Here is a 17,371-nt window from a genome sequence, read left to right on the forward strand (position 1 = left end):
ACGATGGACCGGCGTCCGGCTATCACACCGGAACCCGTTCTTCGGCCGGCGGATGCCAGCCGAGGCGACAGCTATGACGCGGCGATCGACGACGACGGGGTGGGCTCTCGACTCACCACCGGCGCGACCGGCGTACCAGGAGCCAGTATCGACACCCTCTACGATCTCGGACTGCCCCCGGAGGCCCTCGCCGACGACGTCGAGGACGCGGATCTGGACGAGTCGGTACCCAACGCCGAGCGGCTGGTGGCCCAGGCGGTGGCGCTGGCCGGTGACGACCACGACGCGGCGACGCTCGTCGACCGGTTCTGGCGGTTCGCCCCGGACGAGGAGCTGATCGGCTTCACCCCGGCGGAGATGCTCGCCGCCGCCAAGGCGCACCGGGAGCTGGCCCAGCAGCGCGTGCCGGGCGAACTCAAGCTGCGGATCCACGAGCCCGACGAGGACCAGCAGCGAACCGTCATCGAGATAGTCACCGACGACATGCCGTTCCTGGTGGATTCCACCACGGCGCTGCTGACCGGGCACCACCTCGACGTGCACATGCTGGTCCACCCGTTGGTGGTGGTCCGGCGCGAGCCGCTCGGCAGGTTGACCGAGGTCGCCGCCGACGTCGAGCCGGACGACGCGATCGACGGCGACATCGTCGAGAGCTGGATGCGGATCGAGATCGACCCGGTACGCGGCGCCGCCGACCGGGACCGGTTGCGCGCCGAGTTGCAGCGGGTCCTCACCGACGTGCGGGAGGCGGTGGAGGACTGGCCCAAGATGCGCCAGCGCGCGCTCTCGCTCGCCGACGAGCTGGCCGCCGCACGGACCTCGGAGAACCGCCCACCCGTACCGGAGAAGGACATCACCGACTCGGTGGAACTGCTCCGCTGGCTGGCGCACGATCACTTCACCTTCCTCGGCTACCGGGAGTACCGGCTGACCGAGACCGAAGACAGGCAGAGCCCGGCGCTGGAGGCGATCCTCGGCACCGGGCTGGGCATCCTGCGTCAGGACTCGACCACGCCCCGGGCACTGAGCTCGATGACCCCCGAGGCACACCAGAAGGTGCGGGAGAAACGCCTGCTGATCATCACCAAGGCGAACTCCCGGGCCACGGTGCACCGGTCGGCCTATCTGGACTACATCGGCTTCAAGGTCTTTGACGAGCGCGGCGAGGTGGTGGGGGAGCGCCGCTTCCTCGGCCTGCTCGCCACGGCCGCGTACCGGACCAGCGTCCGCGAGCTGCCGGTGATCCGGCGCAAGGTCGCCGAGGTGCTGGACCGGTCCGGGCTCAGCCCGCGCAGCCACTCCGGCAAGGACCTGTTGCAGATCCTGGAGACCTATCCCCGGGACGAGCTCTTCCAGATCAAGACCGACGACCTCTACCACGCCGTCGTCGGGGTGCTGCGGATGGCGGGCCGTCGGCAGCTGCGGGTCTTCCTGCGCCGCGACGGGTACGGCCGGTTCATCTCCTGCCTGATCTACCTGCCCCGGGACCGGTTCACCACGCAGAACCGGCTGCGGATGCAGGAGATCCTGCTTCGCGAGCTGAACGGGATCGGGGTCGACTACACCACGCGGGTCACCGAGTCGATGCTGGCCCGGGTGCACTTCATAGTCCGGACCGATCCGGCCAGCCCGCCCGGCGAGGTGGACGCGGACCTGCTCGCCGAGGAACTCGCCGACGCGACCCGGCTCTGGGACGACGACTACCGGCTGGTGCTGGAGCGCAAGCTCGGCGACGAGCAGGCCAAGTGGCTCTTCACCCGGTACGCCGACGCGTTCCCGGAGGGCTACAAGGACGGGCACACCCCGTACGAGGCGATGAAGGACCTCGCCAAGCTGGAGCTGCTGGAAGAGCCCGGCCAGCTCGAGATGCACATGTTCCGCAAGCAGCAGCCGGTCCGGCCGGGCGGGACGACCCCGGCCACCGCGGTCGAGGACGTCCGGTTCAAGGTCTACCGGTACGGCGAGCCGATGGTGCTCTCCGCCGTCCTTCCGGTGCTGCACTCCCTCGGCGTACGGGTGGTCGACGAGCACCCGTACGAGGTGGACCGGATCGACGGCCGGATATACCTGTACGACTTCGGCCTGGAGCTGCCGGACGGTGCCCGGGAGCTGGCCGAGGTACGGCCACACGTGGAGAATGCGTTCTCCGCCACCTGGCGGGGCGAGGCCGAGGTCGACGGCTTCAACGAACTGGTGCTGCGCGGCGGGCTCACCTGGCGGCAGGTGGTAGTGCTGCGGGCGTACGCGAAGTACCTGCGGCAGGCCGGCACGGTCTTCTCGCAGGACTACATGGAGGCCACCTTCATCGCGTACCCGCAGATCGCCGCGCTGCTGGTGGAGCTCTTCGAGGTGCGGTTCTCGCCGACGCTGGGGCTCGGCTCCGAGGAGCGCAGCCTGCGGAGCAAGGAGCTGCTCACCTCGATAAACCAGCAGCTCGACGAGGTGAGCAGCCTGGACCAGGACCGGATCCTGCGGTCGTACCTGACACTGATCCAGGCGACCCTGCGGACCAGCTTCTACCAGCGGCGCACCGACGGGCGGCCCAAGCCGTACGTGGCGTTCAAGCTCGACCCGCAGATGGTGCCGGACCTGCCGGAGCCCCGGCCGAAGTACGAGATCTTCGTCTACTCGCCGCGCTTCGAGGGCGTACACCTGCGGTTCGGGCCGGTGGCCCGGGGCGGTCTGCGCTGGTCGGACCGGCGGGAGGACTTCCGGACCGAGGTGCTCGGCCTGGTCAAGGCGCAGATGGTGAAGAACGCCGTGATCGTGCCGGTGGGCGCGAAGGGCGGCTTCGTGCTCAAGCAGAAGCCCGGTGACCGGGACGAGGCGGTCGCCTGCTACCAGGGGTTCATCTCGGCCATGCTGGACGTGACCGACAATCTGGTCGGCGGGCAGGTCGTGCCGCCGGCCGACGTGGTCCGGCACGACGGCGACGACCCCTACCTGGTGGTGGCGGCGGACAAGGGCACCGCCAGCTTCTCCGACATCGCCAACGAGATCTCGGTACGCAACGGCTTCTGGCTGGCCGACGCGTTCGCCTCCGGCGGCTCCGCCGGCTACGACCACAAGAAGATGGGGATTACCGCCCGGGGTGCCTGGGAGTCGGTGAAGCGGCACTTCCGGGACATGGGGATCGACACCCAGACCCAGGACTTCACCGTGGTCGGTGTCGGCGACATGTCCGGGGACGTCTTCGGCAACGGGATGCTGCTCTCCCAGCACATCAAGCTGGTGGCCGCCTTCGACCACCGGCACGTCTTCCTGGACCCGGACCCCGACCCGGCCGCCTCCTATGTGGAGCGTCGCCGGCTCTTCGACACGCCCCGCTCCTCCTGGGCGGACTACAACGCGGAGCTGATCAGCGCCGGTGGCGGGGTCTACCCGCGGACCGCGAAGTCGATTCCGATCAGCCCGCAGGTCCGCGCGGTGCTCGGCCTCGGCGACGGCGTCGAGTCGATGTCACCGCAGGAGCTGATGAAGGCGATCCTCTGCGCCCCGGTCGACCTGTTCTGGAACGGCGGGATCGGCACCTACGTCAAGGCGTCGTCGGAGTCGAACGCGCAGGTCGGGGACAAGTCCAACGACGCGATCCGGGTGGACGGCCGGGACCTGCGCACCCGGGTGGTCGGCGAGGGCGGCAACCTGGGCTTCACCCAGGTCGGCCGGATCGAGTACGCCCTGGCCGGTGGCCGGATCTTCACCGACTTCATCGACAACGCGGCCGGGGTGAACACCTCGGACCACGAGGTCAACATCAAGATCCTGCTCGGTTCGGCGGTGGCCGACGGCGAGCTGAGCGTGCCGGACCGGGACGCGCTGCTGGCCGGGATGACCGACGAGATCGCCCAGCTGGTGCTCCGGGACAACTACGACCAGGCCCGGGCGATCGGCAGCGCGCTGGCCCAGGCGCCGTCGCTGCTGCCGGTGCACCGACGGATGATCTCGGATCTGGAACGGGCCGGGCACCTCAACCGGGCGTTGGAGGCGCTGCCGCCGGACGAGGAGCTGGCCGGCCGCACCGACATCGGGCTGACGGCGCCGGAGTTCGCGGTGCTGCTGGCGTACGCCAAGATCGTGCTGGAGCGGGAGATCCTCGCCGACCGGGTGCCGGACGAGGAGTGGACCGGCGAGGTACTCACCGGCTACTTCCCGACCCCGCTGCGCGAGCGGTACGCCGACCGGATGCCGGAACACCGGCTGCACCGGGACATCGTCACCACCGTACTGGTCAACGAGGTGGTGAACCGGGGTGGCATCTCGTTCATCTACCGGGTGGTGGAGGAGACCGGCGCGACCCCGGCCGACGTGATCCGGGCGTACGTGGTGGTCCGCGAGGTGTTCGGGCTGCGGCAGGTCTGGGCCGACATCGAGGCGCTGGACAACCGGGTGCCGACCGAGGTGCAGACCTCGGTCTACCTGGACACCCGGCGGCTGCTCGACCGGGCCGTCCGGTGGCTGGTGACCAACCGCCGGTCACCTATCGACGTGCCGGCCGAGACGGCCCGGCTGCGCGACGGGGTCTCCCGGCTCCTGCCCGAACTCGGCACCCTGTTCTACGGCAGCGAGCGCGAGGCGTTGGAGGCGCACGTCGCGACGAGCGTCGAGCGCGGGCTGCCCCGGGACCTGGCCGAGCGTGCCACCCGGCTGATGTACAGCTTCGGCCTGCTCGACGTGGTGGAGACGGCGAGGGTGACCGGGCGGGACGTCGGCGAGGTGGCGGCGGTCTACTTCGTGCTCTCCGACCGGTTCCGGGTCGACTCGCTGCTGTCGAAGATCTCGCTGCTGCCTCGGGAGGACCGCTGGCAGACGCTGGCCCGGATGGCCCTGCGCTACGACCTCTACGCCGCGCTGGCCGCACTCACCGCCGAGGTGCTCGGCGGGACCTCCGCCGACCTGTCGCCGGACGAGCGGGTGCAGGAGTGGGAGCGGTCGAATTCGATCTCGATCGGTCGTACCCGCAAGGCGATGGGGGAGTTCGACGAGTCCCGGGCCGACCTGGCCGCGCTCTCCGTACTGCTGCGGCAGATCCGTACCCTCGTCCGGACCTCCGCGGCCGGCTGACCGACCTGCGCGGCCGGCCGCGAGCACCGCGCGGCGGCGGCGTGCCGGGTCCTGCTCCGCTGGCCCGGCGGGCCGCCGCACCGGCCGCCGCCGCGACCCGGGTCCCGACTCAGGGGATCCGGGTCGCGGAGACGATCACGTTGTTGCGGTAGCTGCGTTTCTTGCGGTCGAAGGTGCCACCGCAGGTCACCACCTGGAGCCGCGCCGTGTCCGCCGGCCCGTAGACCAGTTCGGACGGGAACGACGTCTTCGGGTACGACTTCACCGCGTCCACCGTGAACCGGACGACCTTGCCGTCCTTGCGGGTGACCTCGATCCGGTCGCCGCGCTTCAGAGCGCCGAGCCGGAAGAAGACCGCCGGCCCCATCGCGGCCGAGTCGACGTGCCCGACCACCACCGCGTTGCCCACCTCGCCGGGGCTGGCCCCGGCGTTGTACCAGCCGGCCAGCTGGGCCTGCTTGAGCGGCGGCACCTGCACGGTCCCGTCGTCGTTCACCCCGAGCGAGATGATCTTCGCGTTCACCTTGATCTTCGGAATGGTGATCCTGACCGGCTCCGAGCGCGGCAGCTCCACCGGCTGGGCCGGCACGTCGGCCCGGCCGCCCGGCTGGCCGTACGGGCTGCCCGGGGCCGGCGACGACGACGGCGGTGCCTCCGGTCTCCACTCCGGCTGCGGCGGTGCCTCGCCGGCCTCGGTCTCGGCCGGCTGCGGCGGCTGCGCGGGCGCCGGCCGCAGACCGGCGGTGAGCAGGGCGGTTCCGCCGAGTGCGAGCAGGACGACCAGGACGACGCCGGCGGCACGCCACGGTTGCCCGTGCCGGCCGCCGGTGCGCCTGGTCGAGCCGTCAGGCCGCTGAACCATCGGTACGACGCCGGCGGATCATCAGGAAGCCACCGAGCGCGGCCGCTCCCAGCAGGCCGGCCCCGGCTGCCGTCCGACCCTGGTCGGTGCTGGTGGCACCGCCGTCACCACCGGCTACGGGGCCCCGGGGCAGCACCACGATGTTGCCCGTGGCGTCGCACGCCCCCCAGGCCCGGTAGTGCCCAGGCTTGGTCTTGTGCGGCACCTTGGCCCAGGCCCAGTAGACGGCCTCGTCGCCGTACGCGGCCTGGCCGCCCTGGCCGCCGTCGCCCTGCTCGTCGTCGCTCTCCGCGTTCGCGTCGGCGGGCGGCGGTTGCGGCTGACCCCCGTCGGTCGGCGACGTGTCGTCCCCGGGCTGGCTGCCCTGCGGCAGTCCCGGCTGTCCGTCCTCCGGCGGGAGCGGCGGCTGGCCGTCGCCGTCCGGCTGGTCGCCGTCCGCGGGTGGGCGGGGCCGCTCCGGTACTCGGACACCGTCCTCCGCTAAGGGCTTGAGCCAGAGCTTGCCGGTGACCTTCGACGAGACCCAGGCCCGCTCCACCGGGTGGTCGCACTTCAGGATGATCTTGAATTTGTGGCCCGGCTTCACCCCCTTCGGCACGGTGTGGATGTGCCCCTCGCGCTCCCACCCGTTCGGGGCGTCGTCCGCCAGAGCGGTCCCGGGCGCGCAGATCAGCAGAGACGCCGCACCGATACCGGCGCCGGCCAACACCTTCCCCAGCAACTTCCTACTCATGACTCGTAGTCACTCCTTCCCCGTTGGTTGCTCGGCGACCAGCCGAGCCAGGACCGACGCTAACCAGTTTGTGAGCGGATGTCGTGATTACGCGTGTTCTTTCGGAAAGCTCGCTTCTGGGTGGTAGAGGGGGCCTCGCATCTGTGGTGTCCGGTTCGCCGACCGGTTCGCCCAACGCACAGAGGGGGACAGCGGTACGCCGCTGTCCCCCTGGCCCGTGCCGGGCGCCGTCGCCGCTACCCGGCGAGCCGGGCGAAGGCGATGATGTTGTCCGGATAGGAGCCGGCCAACTCGTCGAAGTCCCCGCCGCAGGTCACCAGGCGCAACCCCGGCTCGTCGGTCGGGCCGTAGACGAGGTCGGTGGGAAAGGCGGTCTTCGGGTACGACTTCACGCCGTCCACCACGAAGGTGGCCAGACTGCCGTCCCTGCGGATCACCTCGACGCGGTCCCCGGGCAGCAGGGCGCCGAGCCGGAAGAAGACGGCCGGTCCGACCTTCTGCGAGTCGACGTGGCCGACGATCACGGCATTGCCGGCCTCGCCCGGACTTGGACCAGGTGCGTACCAGCCGGCCAGCTCCGCCTTGGCCAGCGGTGGCACCTGCACCATGCCGGTCGGGGTGAGCCCCACGGGCATGACGGTCGCGTCCACGCCGATCTTCGGAATCGTGACCTTGATCGGTTCCGACCTGGTCAGCACCCGTGTGGTCACGGGCGCGGGCGAGGCGTCACCCCCGTTCTCCGGAGCCGCCGGGGATGCCGGTGCGGTCCGAAGGTCCGTCCCGGCCGCCGCGTCGCGGGCCGCCCGGTCCGGGTGGTCCGGGGCGGCACCGGCGCTCGGCTGCGGCGGCGAGGTCGGATCCGGCGTGTTCAGGGCGGCCCCGATCAGGCCGGCCCCCAGCAGGGCCAGCAGGGCGACGAGTACGGTGCCGGCGGCACGCCACGGTCTCCCGTGCCGGCCGCCGGCACCGCTCGCCGTCGTGTCAGACGGCTGACTCATCGGTACGGCGCTGCCGCATCAGCACCAGTCCGCCGAGTCCGGCCAACCCGAGCATCCCGACCCCGGCGACCGCGAGGTTGTCGCTGTTTCCGGAGGTCGGCCCGCCGTCACCCCCGTCGACCCAGCCCTTCGGCAGGATGATCAGCTTGCCCTCGCCGCAGGAGCCCTTGAGGTCGTACGACCCCGGCTTGGCGTCCCAGGGGATCGTGACGCTGGCCCGGTACTCGTGGCCGGCCTTCTTCTCCTCGGCGCCGCCGTGCCAGTCCGACTTGGCCTCTTCCTCGGCTTCCCAGCCGTCCTTGCTCTGCTCGGCTTCCCAGCCGTCCTTGCTCTGCCCGGCCCGTTCCCAGCCGTGCCTGGAGTCCTCGGCCTTCCCGCTCTCCGTCCAGCCGTGCCCACCGTCGTCCAGCGCCATCCCGCCGGTGCCGCCCGGTGGCTGCTGACCCTCGGCGGGCTGCTGCTGGGGCTGACCACTCGCCGAGGGGGCCGGTGCCGGCACCCCGTCGGCCGACGGACCGGGTGCCGCCGGTGCCTGCTCGGCGGTCGACGGAGCGGATTCGGCCCGGGGCGCCCCGTTCTCCGCCGGGGCCGCCCCGTGCTTCTTTTCCTTGTAGCGGCGGTACTCCTGGTACTCCTGGTACTCCTTGTACCGGAGGTACTCCTGGTACTCACTCTCCTTCTTGTAGTCCTCCCCGCCGCTGTAGTCCTCCCCGTCCTGGTAGGCGTCCCCGCCACCGTTCTCCTTGCCGCCGTACTCCCCGGAACCCTTCTCCGCGCCGCCGGGGTACTCGGGCTTCGTGTCGGTCCTGTGGTCGTCCCGGTGCTTCTCGTGGGCCAGGTCCACCTTCCCGGTGACCTTCGACCACAACCAGGCGTGCTTCTGCGCGTCGGGGCAGACCTCGATGAGTTCGACCTTCTGCCCGGGCTTCGCCGCGTGCGGCTTCGCGAAGACCTTCCCGGAGCTGTCGTTGTGGTACCCCTCCGGGTGGTAGCCGCCGTCCGCCAGGGCGGCCGCAGGGGAGAAAGCGAGTAGGGAGGCGCCGCCGAGGGCGGCTCCTGCGATCATCTTGCCGAGGAACTTCTTGGACATGACTTTCGTCATCCTTCCCTCTTGCCTCAGCTCGTCGGCAGACGAGCCATGACCGAGATTAGCGAATTCGCGAGCTTTCATCGGATTTTCTCGTCTTTTCCACGAACGGGTGGAGAAGGCGTCCGGCGGCCCGAACGGGCGCCGCGCGGCTGGTTGCGCCGTGATCGAGCCGATCCGGGGGATCGGGGGCGGTCGTCCGGTTCGTGCCCGCCCGGTCCGGTGAGCCCCGGACGCCCTCCGCCGAGGGCTCGCTCCAACGTGGACACATCGAGGAACCTGATCTTCGTTCGATGTCGAGCGACCGGTCCCGGACATGGGGTTTCCGTACCGCAACCGGGCCGGGTTCGCGCGGTAGGCTCCGGTCCGAGGTGGTCCACTGTGCCCGGCTCTGGCCGCGCCGCCGCAGGTCGTGGCGGTCCCTGCCGGCGGCCGGCGCGAGCAGGGAATCGTCAGCCATCAGTATCGGGGTGTTGTGGTGGAAGCGCTCCCATGCAAGAATTCATCCACTGTGCCGGGGGAGCCACACCGCGCAGCAGGCGTCGAGGGCAACCGGTTCACCGGACGGCGTCGTCGCACCACGGCCGCTGACCGCGGCCGGCACCACCACCAGTTGCGCCCGTCCGGGTCGGGCATACCGCAGTCCCCCATGGCGTACCACGGACGTAATCCACACCTGACGCGACGTCCGCGTGACCGCCGCGCCGGTTCCGCCTGACGTGACCGGCTGGCTCAAGGAGATCAGTGGCATGAATTTACGGAGTAGATTGTCCATTCGGCAGAAAGCCGTCGCGGTGGCCGGTGCGAGCGCTTTGGTCGCCGCCGGTCTGGTCACCATCCCGGCGTCGGTGGCGCAGGCGGCCCCCGGGTGCAGCGTCACCTACAGTGCCAACCAGTGGCAGGGTGGTTTCAGCGCCAACATCACCATCCGGAACGTCGGTGACGCGATCAACGGCTGGACCCTCCGCTTCACCTTCCCGGACAGCAGCCAGCGGGTGACCCAGGGCTGGTCGGCGAACTGGACCCAGTCCGGCAGCCAGGTGACGGCCACGAACATGTCCTGGAACGGCAACCTGGCCACCGGCGCGTCCACCGGCATCGGGTTCAACGGTTCCTGGAGCGGCAGCAACCCGGCACCGACGTCCTTCAGCATCAACGGGACGACCTGCAACGGCACCGCGCCGACCACGCCGCCGACCAGTGGACCGACCGGCAACCCGACCAACCCGCCGACCACCCCGCCGACCACCGGACCGACCGGCAACCCCGGCCCCGGCCGAGTGGACAACCCGTACGCCGGCGCCCAGGGCTACGTGAACCCGGAGTGGAAGGCCAAGGCGGAGAGCGTCTCCGGCGGCAGCCGGATCTCCAACAACCCGACCGGTGTCTGGCTCGACCGGATCGCCGCGATCACCGGCACCCCGGACAGCAGCTCCAACGGCCCGATGGGCCTGCGGGACCACCTGGACGAGGCGCTGGCGCAGAACGCCGGCTACATCCAGATCGTCATCTACAACCTGCCGGGCCGGGACTGCGCGGCGCTGGCCTCGAACGGTGAACTCGCGGCGGACGAGCTGCCCAAGTACAAGACCGAGTACATCGACCCGATCGCCGCGATCATGTCGGATTCGGCCTACCGGAACCTGCGGATCATCGCGATCATCGAGATCGACTCGCTGCCGAACCTGGTCACCAACGTGGCGCCGCGGGAGACCGCGACCGACAACTGCAACACGATGAAGGCCAACGGCAACTACGTCAAGGGTGTCGGCTACGCCCTGGCCAAGCTCGGTGCGATCCCGAACGTCTACAACTACATCGACGCCGGCCACCACGGCTGGATCGGGTGGGACGACAACTTCCGGCCCTCCGCGCAGATCTTCGCCGAGGCCGCCCGCGCCGAGGGCAGCACCGTGGCCAACGTGCACGGCTTCATCGCCAACACCGCCAACTACTCGGCCACCGTCGAGCCGTACCTCAACGTGACCGAGCAGAACCGGCTGTCGAAGTGGATCGACTACAACCGGTACGTGGACGAGCAGCGCTTCGCCCAGGCCCTCCGGACCGAGCTGATCTCGCAGGGCTTCTCCAGCAGCATCGGCATGCTGATCGACACCTCGCGTAACGGTTGGGGCGGCTCGGCCCGGCCCACCGGCCCGGTCACCTCGGGCACCGTCGACGAGCAGGTCGACGGCTCCCGCATCGACCGCCGGATCCACCTCGGCAACTGGTGCAACCAGAGCGGTGCCGGTCTGGGTGAGCGGCCGCGGGCCAACCCGGCGACCGGGATCGACGCGTACGTCTGGATCAAGCCCCCGGGCGAGTCGGACGGCTCCAGCACCCAGATCGACAACGACGAGGGCAAGGGCTTCGACCGGATGTGCGACCCGACCTACGGCGGCAACCCGCGGAACAACAACAACATGAGCGGCGCGCTTTCCGGTGCCCCGATCTCGGGTGCCTGGTTCCCGGCGCAGCTCACCGAGCTGATGCAGAACGCCTACCCGGCGCTCTGATCGGCTGGTAGCAACTGGCCCAGCAGGGCAGCACCACCAGGGCGGTCCCCGTCCGGCGCGGCAACGCACCGGACGGGGACCGCCCCCGGTTCCGTTCCGGTGGTACCCCGATCAGGGCACCGTCTTCTCCACCGTGGCCGCGGTGCCCTCCCGGTCCAGCTCCTCGCCGGCCCGCCGCACGTTCTCCGGCGTCGGGTCGCGGCCCTGCGCCACCGCCAGGTCCTCCGGGTCCCACGGCTGCTCGGCACCGGTACGCGTCTCACCGGCACCGCCCGCGCCCTGCCCGTACGCATCGCCGAGCAGGTTCTCGGTGGGCGGGAAGTCGCCGGGAACGTCCTCCGGGTCCACGAAGTCCGGATTCTCCGCACCCCGGCCACCGTCGGCGGCGAGCTGCGGTACGGCGACGTCGTCCTCGATCGCGGCAGCCACCTCCGGGCTTTCCTCCAACGGCCGGTTGCGGGTCGGATCGCGCTCCGTCATGCTTGCTGCCCTCCTGTCCGGATGCGACTAGTCCTCCGATTCGGCTACCCCGGACGACCCGCGCCATGCCTCTCCGCGCCCGCCCCGACCCACCGGCCCACGCCGACCGGCCCGCACCGGGTGCCGGACGGCCGAGTAGGCGGTCCAGGAAGTCCCGGTGCCGGCGGACCACCATCCGCAACCGCTCGGTGTCGGTGCCGTCCTCGTTCTGCCAGCCGCCGAGTTCGTCACTCTGCCGGGTCAGGGCGGCGGTGACCGCCTCCACGGACTCCCGTACCAGCCGGTGGGCCTGCTCGGTGGCGCCCGGCGGATCGTCGACGAACCGGAGCTGCACATCCCGCCAGCGGTCCCGGAAGCCCTGCACCGCCTCCTGGTCGAGGAGCGCGACGATCGGCTCGGCCGGCTCGGCACCGGGCGGCAGCCCACCGTCCGCCGTCCCGCCACCATCCGTCGTGGTGGTCGCGTCGTCGCTGGCGGTCGCGTCGTCCGTAGTGAACTCGTCGTCCGTTGTGGCCGGCTCGTTCCGGTCGCCGGCCGGCGTCGGCGAGCGGGTCTCCCCGGCCAGCGCGTCGGTGTCGCCCGTGCTGGCCGCGTCCCCGTTCACCGGATGCGCCACCCCGACCGCCGAGCCCTCCGGCAAGGTCCGGCCGGATGGGTCCACCGGCCGATCCGGCTCGTCGCCGTCGGCCGGTACGCCGGCCCGGGTGGCATCGCCGACCCCGTCGATCCGGTCGTCGGCCGGGCCGTCCCCGGAGCGGATCGTGTCTTCGCTGCGCGGGTCGCGGTGACTGCCGGCCAGTGCCGAGGCGGCCACCGCGCCGCCGACGGTGCTGGCACCGAAGGCGGTGGGTAGCGGCGCCGGCTCGTGGAACTCCGGTGTGTCGGAGCGCTGGCGGGCATCGCTCCGGGCCTCGTCGGCGCCGTCCGCTTCGGCGGTGGCGTAGACCGTGCCGGTGTTTCCGGCGGCCTCGCCGGTCGGCCCGTCGCTGCCGGCCCGGCCGGCGTCGGCCAGGTCACCCCGGTCACCGGTGCTTTCGGTGACGCCGTCGAGGTCACCTCGGTCGCCAGCGCTCCCGGTGGCGCCGTCGAGGTCTCCGGTGCGGTCCGTCGACGAGCGCTCGGCGAAGCGGTCGTCGTCCAGTGCCCCGTCCTCGGAGCGGGTCACGTCGGCGTCGGAGCGGGTCACGTCGGCGTCGTCGTTGTCGATCTGCTGTTCCTGTTGACGCATGGCAGGGTGCCTCCTCACCGGCTCGGTACGTCCTGCGGGGTGTCCGGACGGGTCTCGTCCGAGGACTGGCGTACGGGGTCCTCACCGAGCAGGTCGGCGAAGAGCGCGCGGTAGTGCACGACGGCCTGGCGGAGCTGCTCGGTGCTGGCCTCGCCACGCTCGTTGCGCAGTTGGATGTCGTGCGCGTCCCGGTAGTGGGTCAGGGTGCGGGCGTGCTCGACGGAGAGGCGGGCGAGCTGGTCGTCGTACTCGCCGATCGGATAGCCGCGCTCGGCGATCAGCCGGGTGACCAGTTCGTCCGCCGCACCCACCGCCTCGGCGGGGGAGTCGACGAACCGGGCCTGGATCTCCTCCCAGTCGGCCGCGTACTGCCGGCGCGAGTCGGCGGAGAGCGGAGTGAGCGTCAGCTCGGCGTGCCGGCGTTCCCGCTCCCGGAGTTCGTGCTCGGCTGCGGACCGGCTCTGCCGCTCGGCGACCACCCGGTCGTACTCCGGGCCGAACCGGCTGCGCAGGGCGCGGCGGCGGCTTACCACCCAGATGGCCGGTACGGCTGCGGCGACGACGAGGACCACAAGGACGATGAGGACGACTTCTATGGGCGACATGGTTCCTCCTTCGTCTCCTGGTATTCCCGCTGCACCCTGATCGCCAATCCAGATCTGGCACACACATTCCTGCCCGCTGACGGGAACCGGCGCGGAGCGTAAGGAACCGGTCGTAGGGTGTCCGATTGGGAAAATCGGCCGGAACAACTGGTGCGGGGAGACGCGCCGCCCCGACGAGGTGAGGCGGTCAGCTACGTCCTCAGGCCGCCGCGGCCACCTCGGGACCGGCGCGGCGAGGTCGGCGGGGCCGGAGTGGGATGTACGACATAACTTGACTCATTCCAGAAAACGCGGTTGGCTGGTCTGGTGCCGGGCGGAGCCGCACCGGCCACGACCGGCCCATGACCGGCCAGTACGGCCGGTTCCGGCGACCGGCACCCGGCAGGCCCGGCCCGAGGCGGGCACTGCTCGGCGACGAACTCCACCCGGCCGCGGTGGATCACCCGGTGATCGGGTCGCAGGTCGTCGCCCTCCGTTGGACTGGGCGGAACATCCGCTTTCCGAGCGGGATCAGGATCACGTCCCGGCACTGCCCGACTGCCAGGAAGAGCATGGACAGGAGGAGACCGATGAGCGATCCCCAGGTGAAGAAGCCGACGCTCACGACCCGACAGGGTCACCCCGTACACAACAACCAGCAGCAGCGGACGGTGGGCTCGCGCGGCCCGGCCACGCTGGAGAACTACCACTTTCTGGAGAAGATCAGCCACTTCGACCGGGAACGCATCCCGGAGCGGGTGGTGCACGCGCGCGGCTTCGTCGCGCACGGCGAGTTCGAGGCGTACGGGACGATCGGCGACGAGCCGGCGTCGACGTACACCCGGGCCAAGCTATTCCAGAGCAGGGGGAAGAAGACCCCGGTCTCGATCCGGTTCTCCACAGTGATCGGTGGCCGGGACTCCTCCGAGGCGACCCGCGACCCGCGCGGCTTCGCGGTCAAGTTCCGCACCGACGACGGCAACTGGGACCTGGTCGGCAACAACCTGCCGGTCTTCTTCATCCGGGACGCGATCAAGTTTCCGGACGTGATCCACGCCCTGAAGCCGGACCCCGTCACCTTCCGGCAGGAGCCGAACCGGATCTTCGACTTCATGTCCAACGCCCCCGAGTCGATGCACATGCTGACCTGGCTGTTCAGCCCGCGCGGCATCCCGGCCAACTACCGGACCCAGGACGGCTTCGGGGTGAACACCTACCGGATGGTCAACGCGGCCGGCGAGGGCGTACTGGTCAAGTACCACTGGAAGTCGCAGCAGGGCATCGAGTCGCTGACCGAGGAGCAGGCCGCGGCCATCCAGGCGACCGAGCTGGGGCACGCGTCCAAGGACCTCTACGAGGCGATCGAGCGCGGCGAGTACCCGAGGTGGGAGCTGAACGTCCAGATCATGAGCGACGACGAGCACCCGGAGCTGGACTTCGACCCGCTCGACGACACCAAGACCTGGCCGGAGGACGTCTTCCCGCTGCGCCCGGTCGGGATGATGACCCTGAACCGCAACGTCAGCAACTTCCACAACGAGAACGAGCAGATCGCGTTCGGCACCGGTGTGCTGGTCGACGGGCTGGACTTCAGCGACGACAAGATGCTGGTCGGTCGGACCTTCTCCTACTCCGACACCCAGCGGTACCGGGTGGGTCCGAACTACCTCCAGTTGCCGGTCAACGCGCCCCGGCAGGACGTCCAGGTCAACACCAACCAGGATGGCGGGCAGATGGCGTACGGGGTGGACAACCGGGGCGGCAACCCGCACATCAACTACGAGCCGTCCTCCGCCGCGGGGCTGGCCGAGGCCGACGGGTCGTACCGGGAGTACCGGCCGCACGTCTCCGGGCAGGTGATGCGGGCTCCGATCGAGCGGGAGAACAACTACGCCCAGGCGGGCGAGCGGTTCCGCACCATGCCGGCGTGGGAGCGGGACGACCTGGTGAAAAACATGATCAATCAGCTCGGCCAGTGCGACAAGCACATCCAGGAGCAGATGGTCCGGCACCTGCACCAGTGCGACGAGGCGTACGGGCGACGGGTCGCCGAGGGGCTGGGGCTGGCGGCGGGCGCCTGATCCGGCGTCCCCCGGAAATGAGCCCGGTTCCCGGGCAGAACGAGCCCGGCTCCCGGCAGTCGGACGGGGCGTCCCTCGGCGTGAGCGCGCCGAGGGACGCCCCGTCCCGTTCTCCGGCGAGCCCACCGACCGCTTAGACTGCCGGCATGACGCACCGACATTGATTCCCCGCCGGAGGCCGGCCCGGACCGCGCTGCCGGGGCCCGCCCGGGACGTTCGTGACCCGATTCCGAGTCCGATTCGTCCCCGTGGGAAGGCCTCATGCCCGTCACCTCGTCGTCCGCGCCGGCAGCTCGTGCGCGGCGGTTGATCACCACCTTCTACCTGTACGCATTCCTGGACGACTTCGTCCTGCTCTACCCGGTGTACGCGCTGCTGTTCACCGACACCGGGCTTTCGGTCGCGCAGATCTCCTCGCTCTTCGTCATCTGGTCGCTGACCGGGATCGTCCTTGAGGTCCCGTCGGGGGTCTGGGCCGACGCCGTCTCCCGGCGTCTGCTGCTCGCCGGTGGCCCGCTGCTCGGCGCGGTCGGCTTCGGGCTCTGGGTCGCGGCACCCTCCTACTGGGTCTTCGCGCTCGGCTTCGTGCTCTGGGGCGCGCGGGGTGCCCTCCAGTCCGGCGCCTCCGAGGCCCTGCTCTACGACGAACTCGACCGGCTCGGTCTGGCCGACCGCTACGGCCGGGTGATCGGACGGGCCAGCACCGTGAGCCTGCTCGGCGCGCTGCTGGCGATCGCGGTCGCCAGTCCGGTCTTCGCGGTCGGCGGTTACCCCGCGGTCGGGGTCGCCAGCGTGCTGGCCAGCCTGCTCTGTGCGGCGGTGGGGCTGGCACTGCCGGAACACCGGGCACCGGCACCGCCCGCCGCCCCGTCCGCCGACCCCGTCCCGGAGGGAGGGGGCGTCGTCGCGTCGGGCGGTGGGACCCGAGTGCCGTCCGGGGATCTCGTCCAGCTCGCCCCGGCGCCGGTGGTCGAGGCGGGGGCATCCGGTCCGCTCGCGATCCTGCGCGGGGCGTTGGCCGAGGCCCGGCAGAGCCGGACGGTACGCCGGGCGCTGCTGATCCTGCCGGCGATGCTCGGCATCTGGGGCGGGCTGGAGGAGTACGTGCCGTTGCTGGCCGGTGAGGTCGCCCCGGCCGCCGACGTGCCGCTGCTGGTGTTGCTGGTCTGGGCCGGGGTGATGCTCGGCGGCCTGCTCACCCCGTTCGGGCAGCGGCTGCCGGCGCGGTGGTTCGCCGTGGTGGTGGGGGCGGCCTCGATCACCCTGGCCCTGGGTGCGCTGACCGGCCGGCCGGCGGGCTTCGTACTGGTGGCGGCGGCGTTCTGCGCCCTGCAGATGGCAAGCCTGGTGGCCGACGTACGCCTCCAGGAGAGCATCGCCGGACCGGCCAGGGCCACGGTGACGTCGTTGGCCGGACTCGGCACCGAACTGGTCACCATCGCGGTGTACGGCGGGTACGCCCTCGCCTCGACGGTTGCCGGGCACGGCGTGGTCTTCGGGCTGCTCGCCCTGCCCTACCTGGTGCTGGCGATCGGGTTGGGCCGGACCACGGCGGAGCGGGACCGGCGGCGGACGGCCCGCGGACGCCGGTGACGGCCGTCGCGGAGGGGGATGCCGGCAGAAACGGTCGGTGGGGTGGGCCGGTCGGCGCTCCGGCCCACCCCGGCGAGCAGGGTCGGAGCCATTTGAGAAAGATAGTTGTCAATTTAATTGTCGGATTGGATCAACTGGAAGCCTCTCG

The 17,371-nt window shown here is 70.9% G+C and carries 10 protein-coding genes; 4 read left to right on the forward strand and 6 right to left on the reverse strand.

The window, feature by feature from the left end:
• Positions 1 to 3 precede the first annotated feature (3 nt).
• Positions 4 to 5,061 (forward strand): NAD-glutamate dehydrogenase, encoded by a 5,058-nt coding sequence (locus ABNF97_RS08360; RefSeq protein WP_349338155.1) that lies wholly within the window; start codon positions 4 to 6, stop codon positions 5,059 to 5,061.
• A 109-nt stretch (positions 5,062 to 5,170) separates the two neighbouring features.
• On the opposite strand, the gene ABNF97_RS08365 is transcribed toward ABNF97_RS08360, so the two are convergent.
• The 4 genes from ABNF97_RS08365 to ABNF97_RS08380 form a co-directional block, all read right to left on the reverse strand.
• Positions 5,171 to 5,923: a class F sortase gene (locus tag ABNF97_RS08365; RefSeq protein ID WP_130462267.1), complete on the reverse strand. Its 753-nt coding sequence runs from the start codon at positions 5,921 to 5,923 to the stop codon at positions 5,171 to 5,173.
• Entirely contained in the window at positions 5,907 to 6,656 is a 750-nt protein-coding gene (locus ABNF97_RS08370; RefSeq protein WP_349338156.1) for a hypothetical protein, read from the reverse strand. The genes ABNF97_RS08365 and ABNF97_RS08370 overlap by 17 nt, the downstream gene beginning before the upstream one ends.
• A 236-nt stretch (positions 6,657 to 6,892) precedes the next feature.
• Entirely contained in the window at positions 6,893 to 7,654 is a 762-nt protein-coding gene (locus ABNF97_RS08375; protein ID WP_349338157.1) for a class F sortase, read from the reverse strand.
• On the reverse strand, positions 7,638 to 8,744 hold the full coding sequence (locus tag ABNF97_RS08380) for a hypothetical protein (RefSeq protein WP_349338158.1): 1,107 nt from the start codon (positions 8,742 to 8,744) through the stop codon (positions 7,638 to 7,640). Before ABNF97_RS08380 ends, ABNF97_RS08375 begins: the two co-directional genes overlap by 17 nt.
• 746 nt (positions 8,745 to 9,490) lie before the next feature.
• Here ABNF97_RS08380 and ABNF97_RS08385 point away from each other — a divergent pair.
• Complete coding sequence (locus tag ABNF97_RS08385; protein ID WP_349338159.1) at positions 9,491 to 11,257, forward strand: glycoside hydrolase family 6 protein; 1,767 nt, start codon at positions 9,491 to 9,493, stop codon at positions 11,255 to 11,257.
• A 111-nt stretch (positions 11,258 to 11,368) separates the two neighbouring features.
• Here the strand turns inward: ABNF97_RS08385 and ABNF97_RS08390 are convergent, their stop codons facing one another.
• Together ABNF97_RS08390 and ABNF97_RS08395 are read right to left on the reverse strand one after the other, a co-directional pair.
• On the reverse strand, positions 11,369 to 11,737 hold the full coding sequence (locus ABNF97_RS08390; protein ID WP_349338160.1) for a hypothetical protein: 369 nt from the start codon (positions 11,735 to 11,737) through the stop codon (positions 11,369 to 11,371).
• A gap of 1,242 nt (positions 11,738 to 12,979) precedes the next feature.
• Positions 12,980 to 13,570, reverse strand: coding sequence for a hypothetical protein (locus tag ABNF97_RS08395; protein ID WP_349338161.1), 591 nt, complete (start codon positions 13,568 to 13,570; stop codon positions 12,980 to 12,982).
• Between the two features lie 569 nt (positions 13,571 to 14,139).
• Here ABNF97_RS08395 and ABNF97_RS08400 point away from each other — a divergent pair.
• Positions 14,140 to 15,630, forward strand: coding sequence for a catalase (locus ABNF97_RS08400; protein WP_349338162.1), 1,491 nt, complete (start codon positions 14,140 to 14,142; stop codon positions 15,628 to 15,630).
• Positions 15,631 to 15,891: 261 nt separating this feature from the next.
• Complete coding sequence (locus tag ABNF97_RS08405; protein WP_349338163.1) at positions 15,892 to 17,223, forward strand: MFS transporter; 1,332 nt, start codon at positions 15,892 to 15,894, stop codon at positions 17,221 to 17,223.
• Positions 17,224 to 17,371: the final 148 nt, after the last annotated feature.

This window comes from Plantactinospora sp. B6F1, from assembly GCF_040120695.1.
Classification (GTDB): Bacteria; Actinomycetota; Actinomycetes; order Mycobacteriales; family Micromonosporaceae; genus Plantactinospora.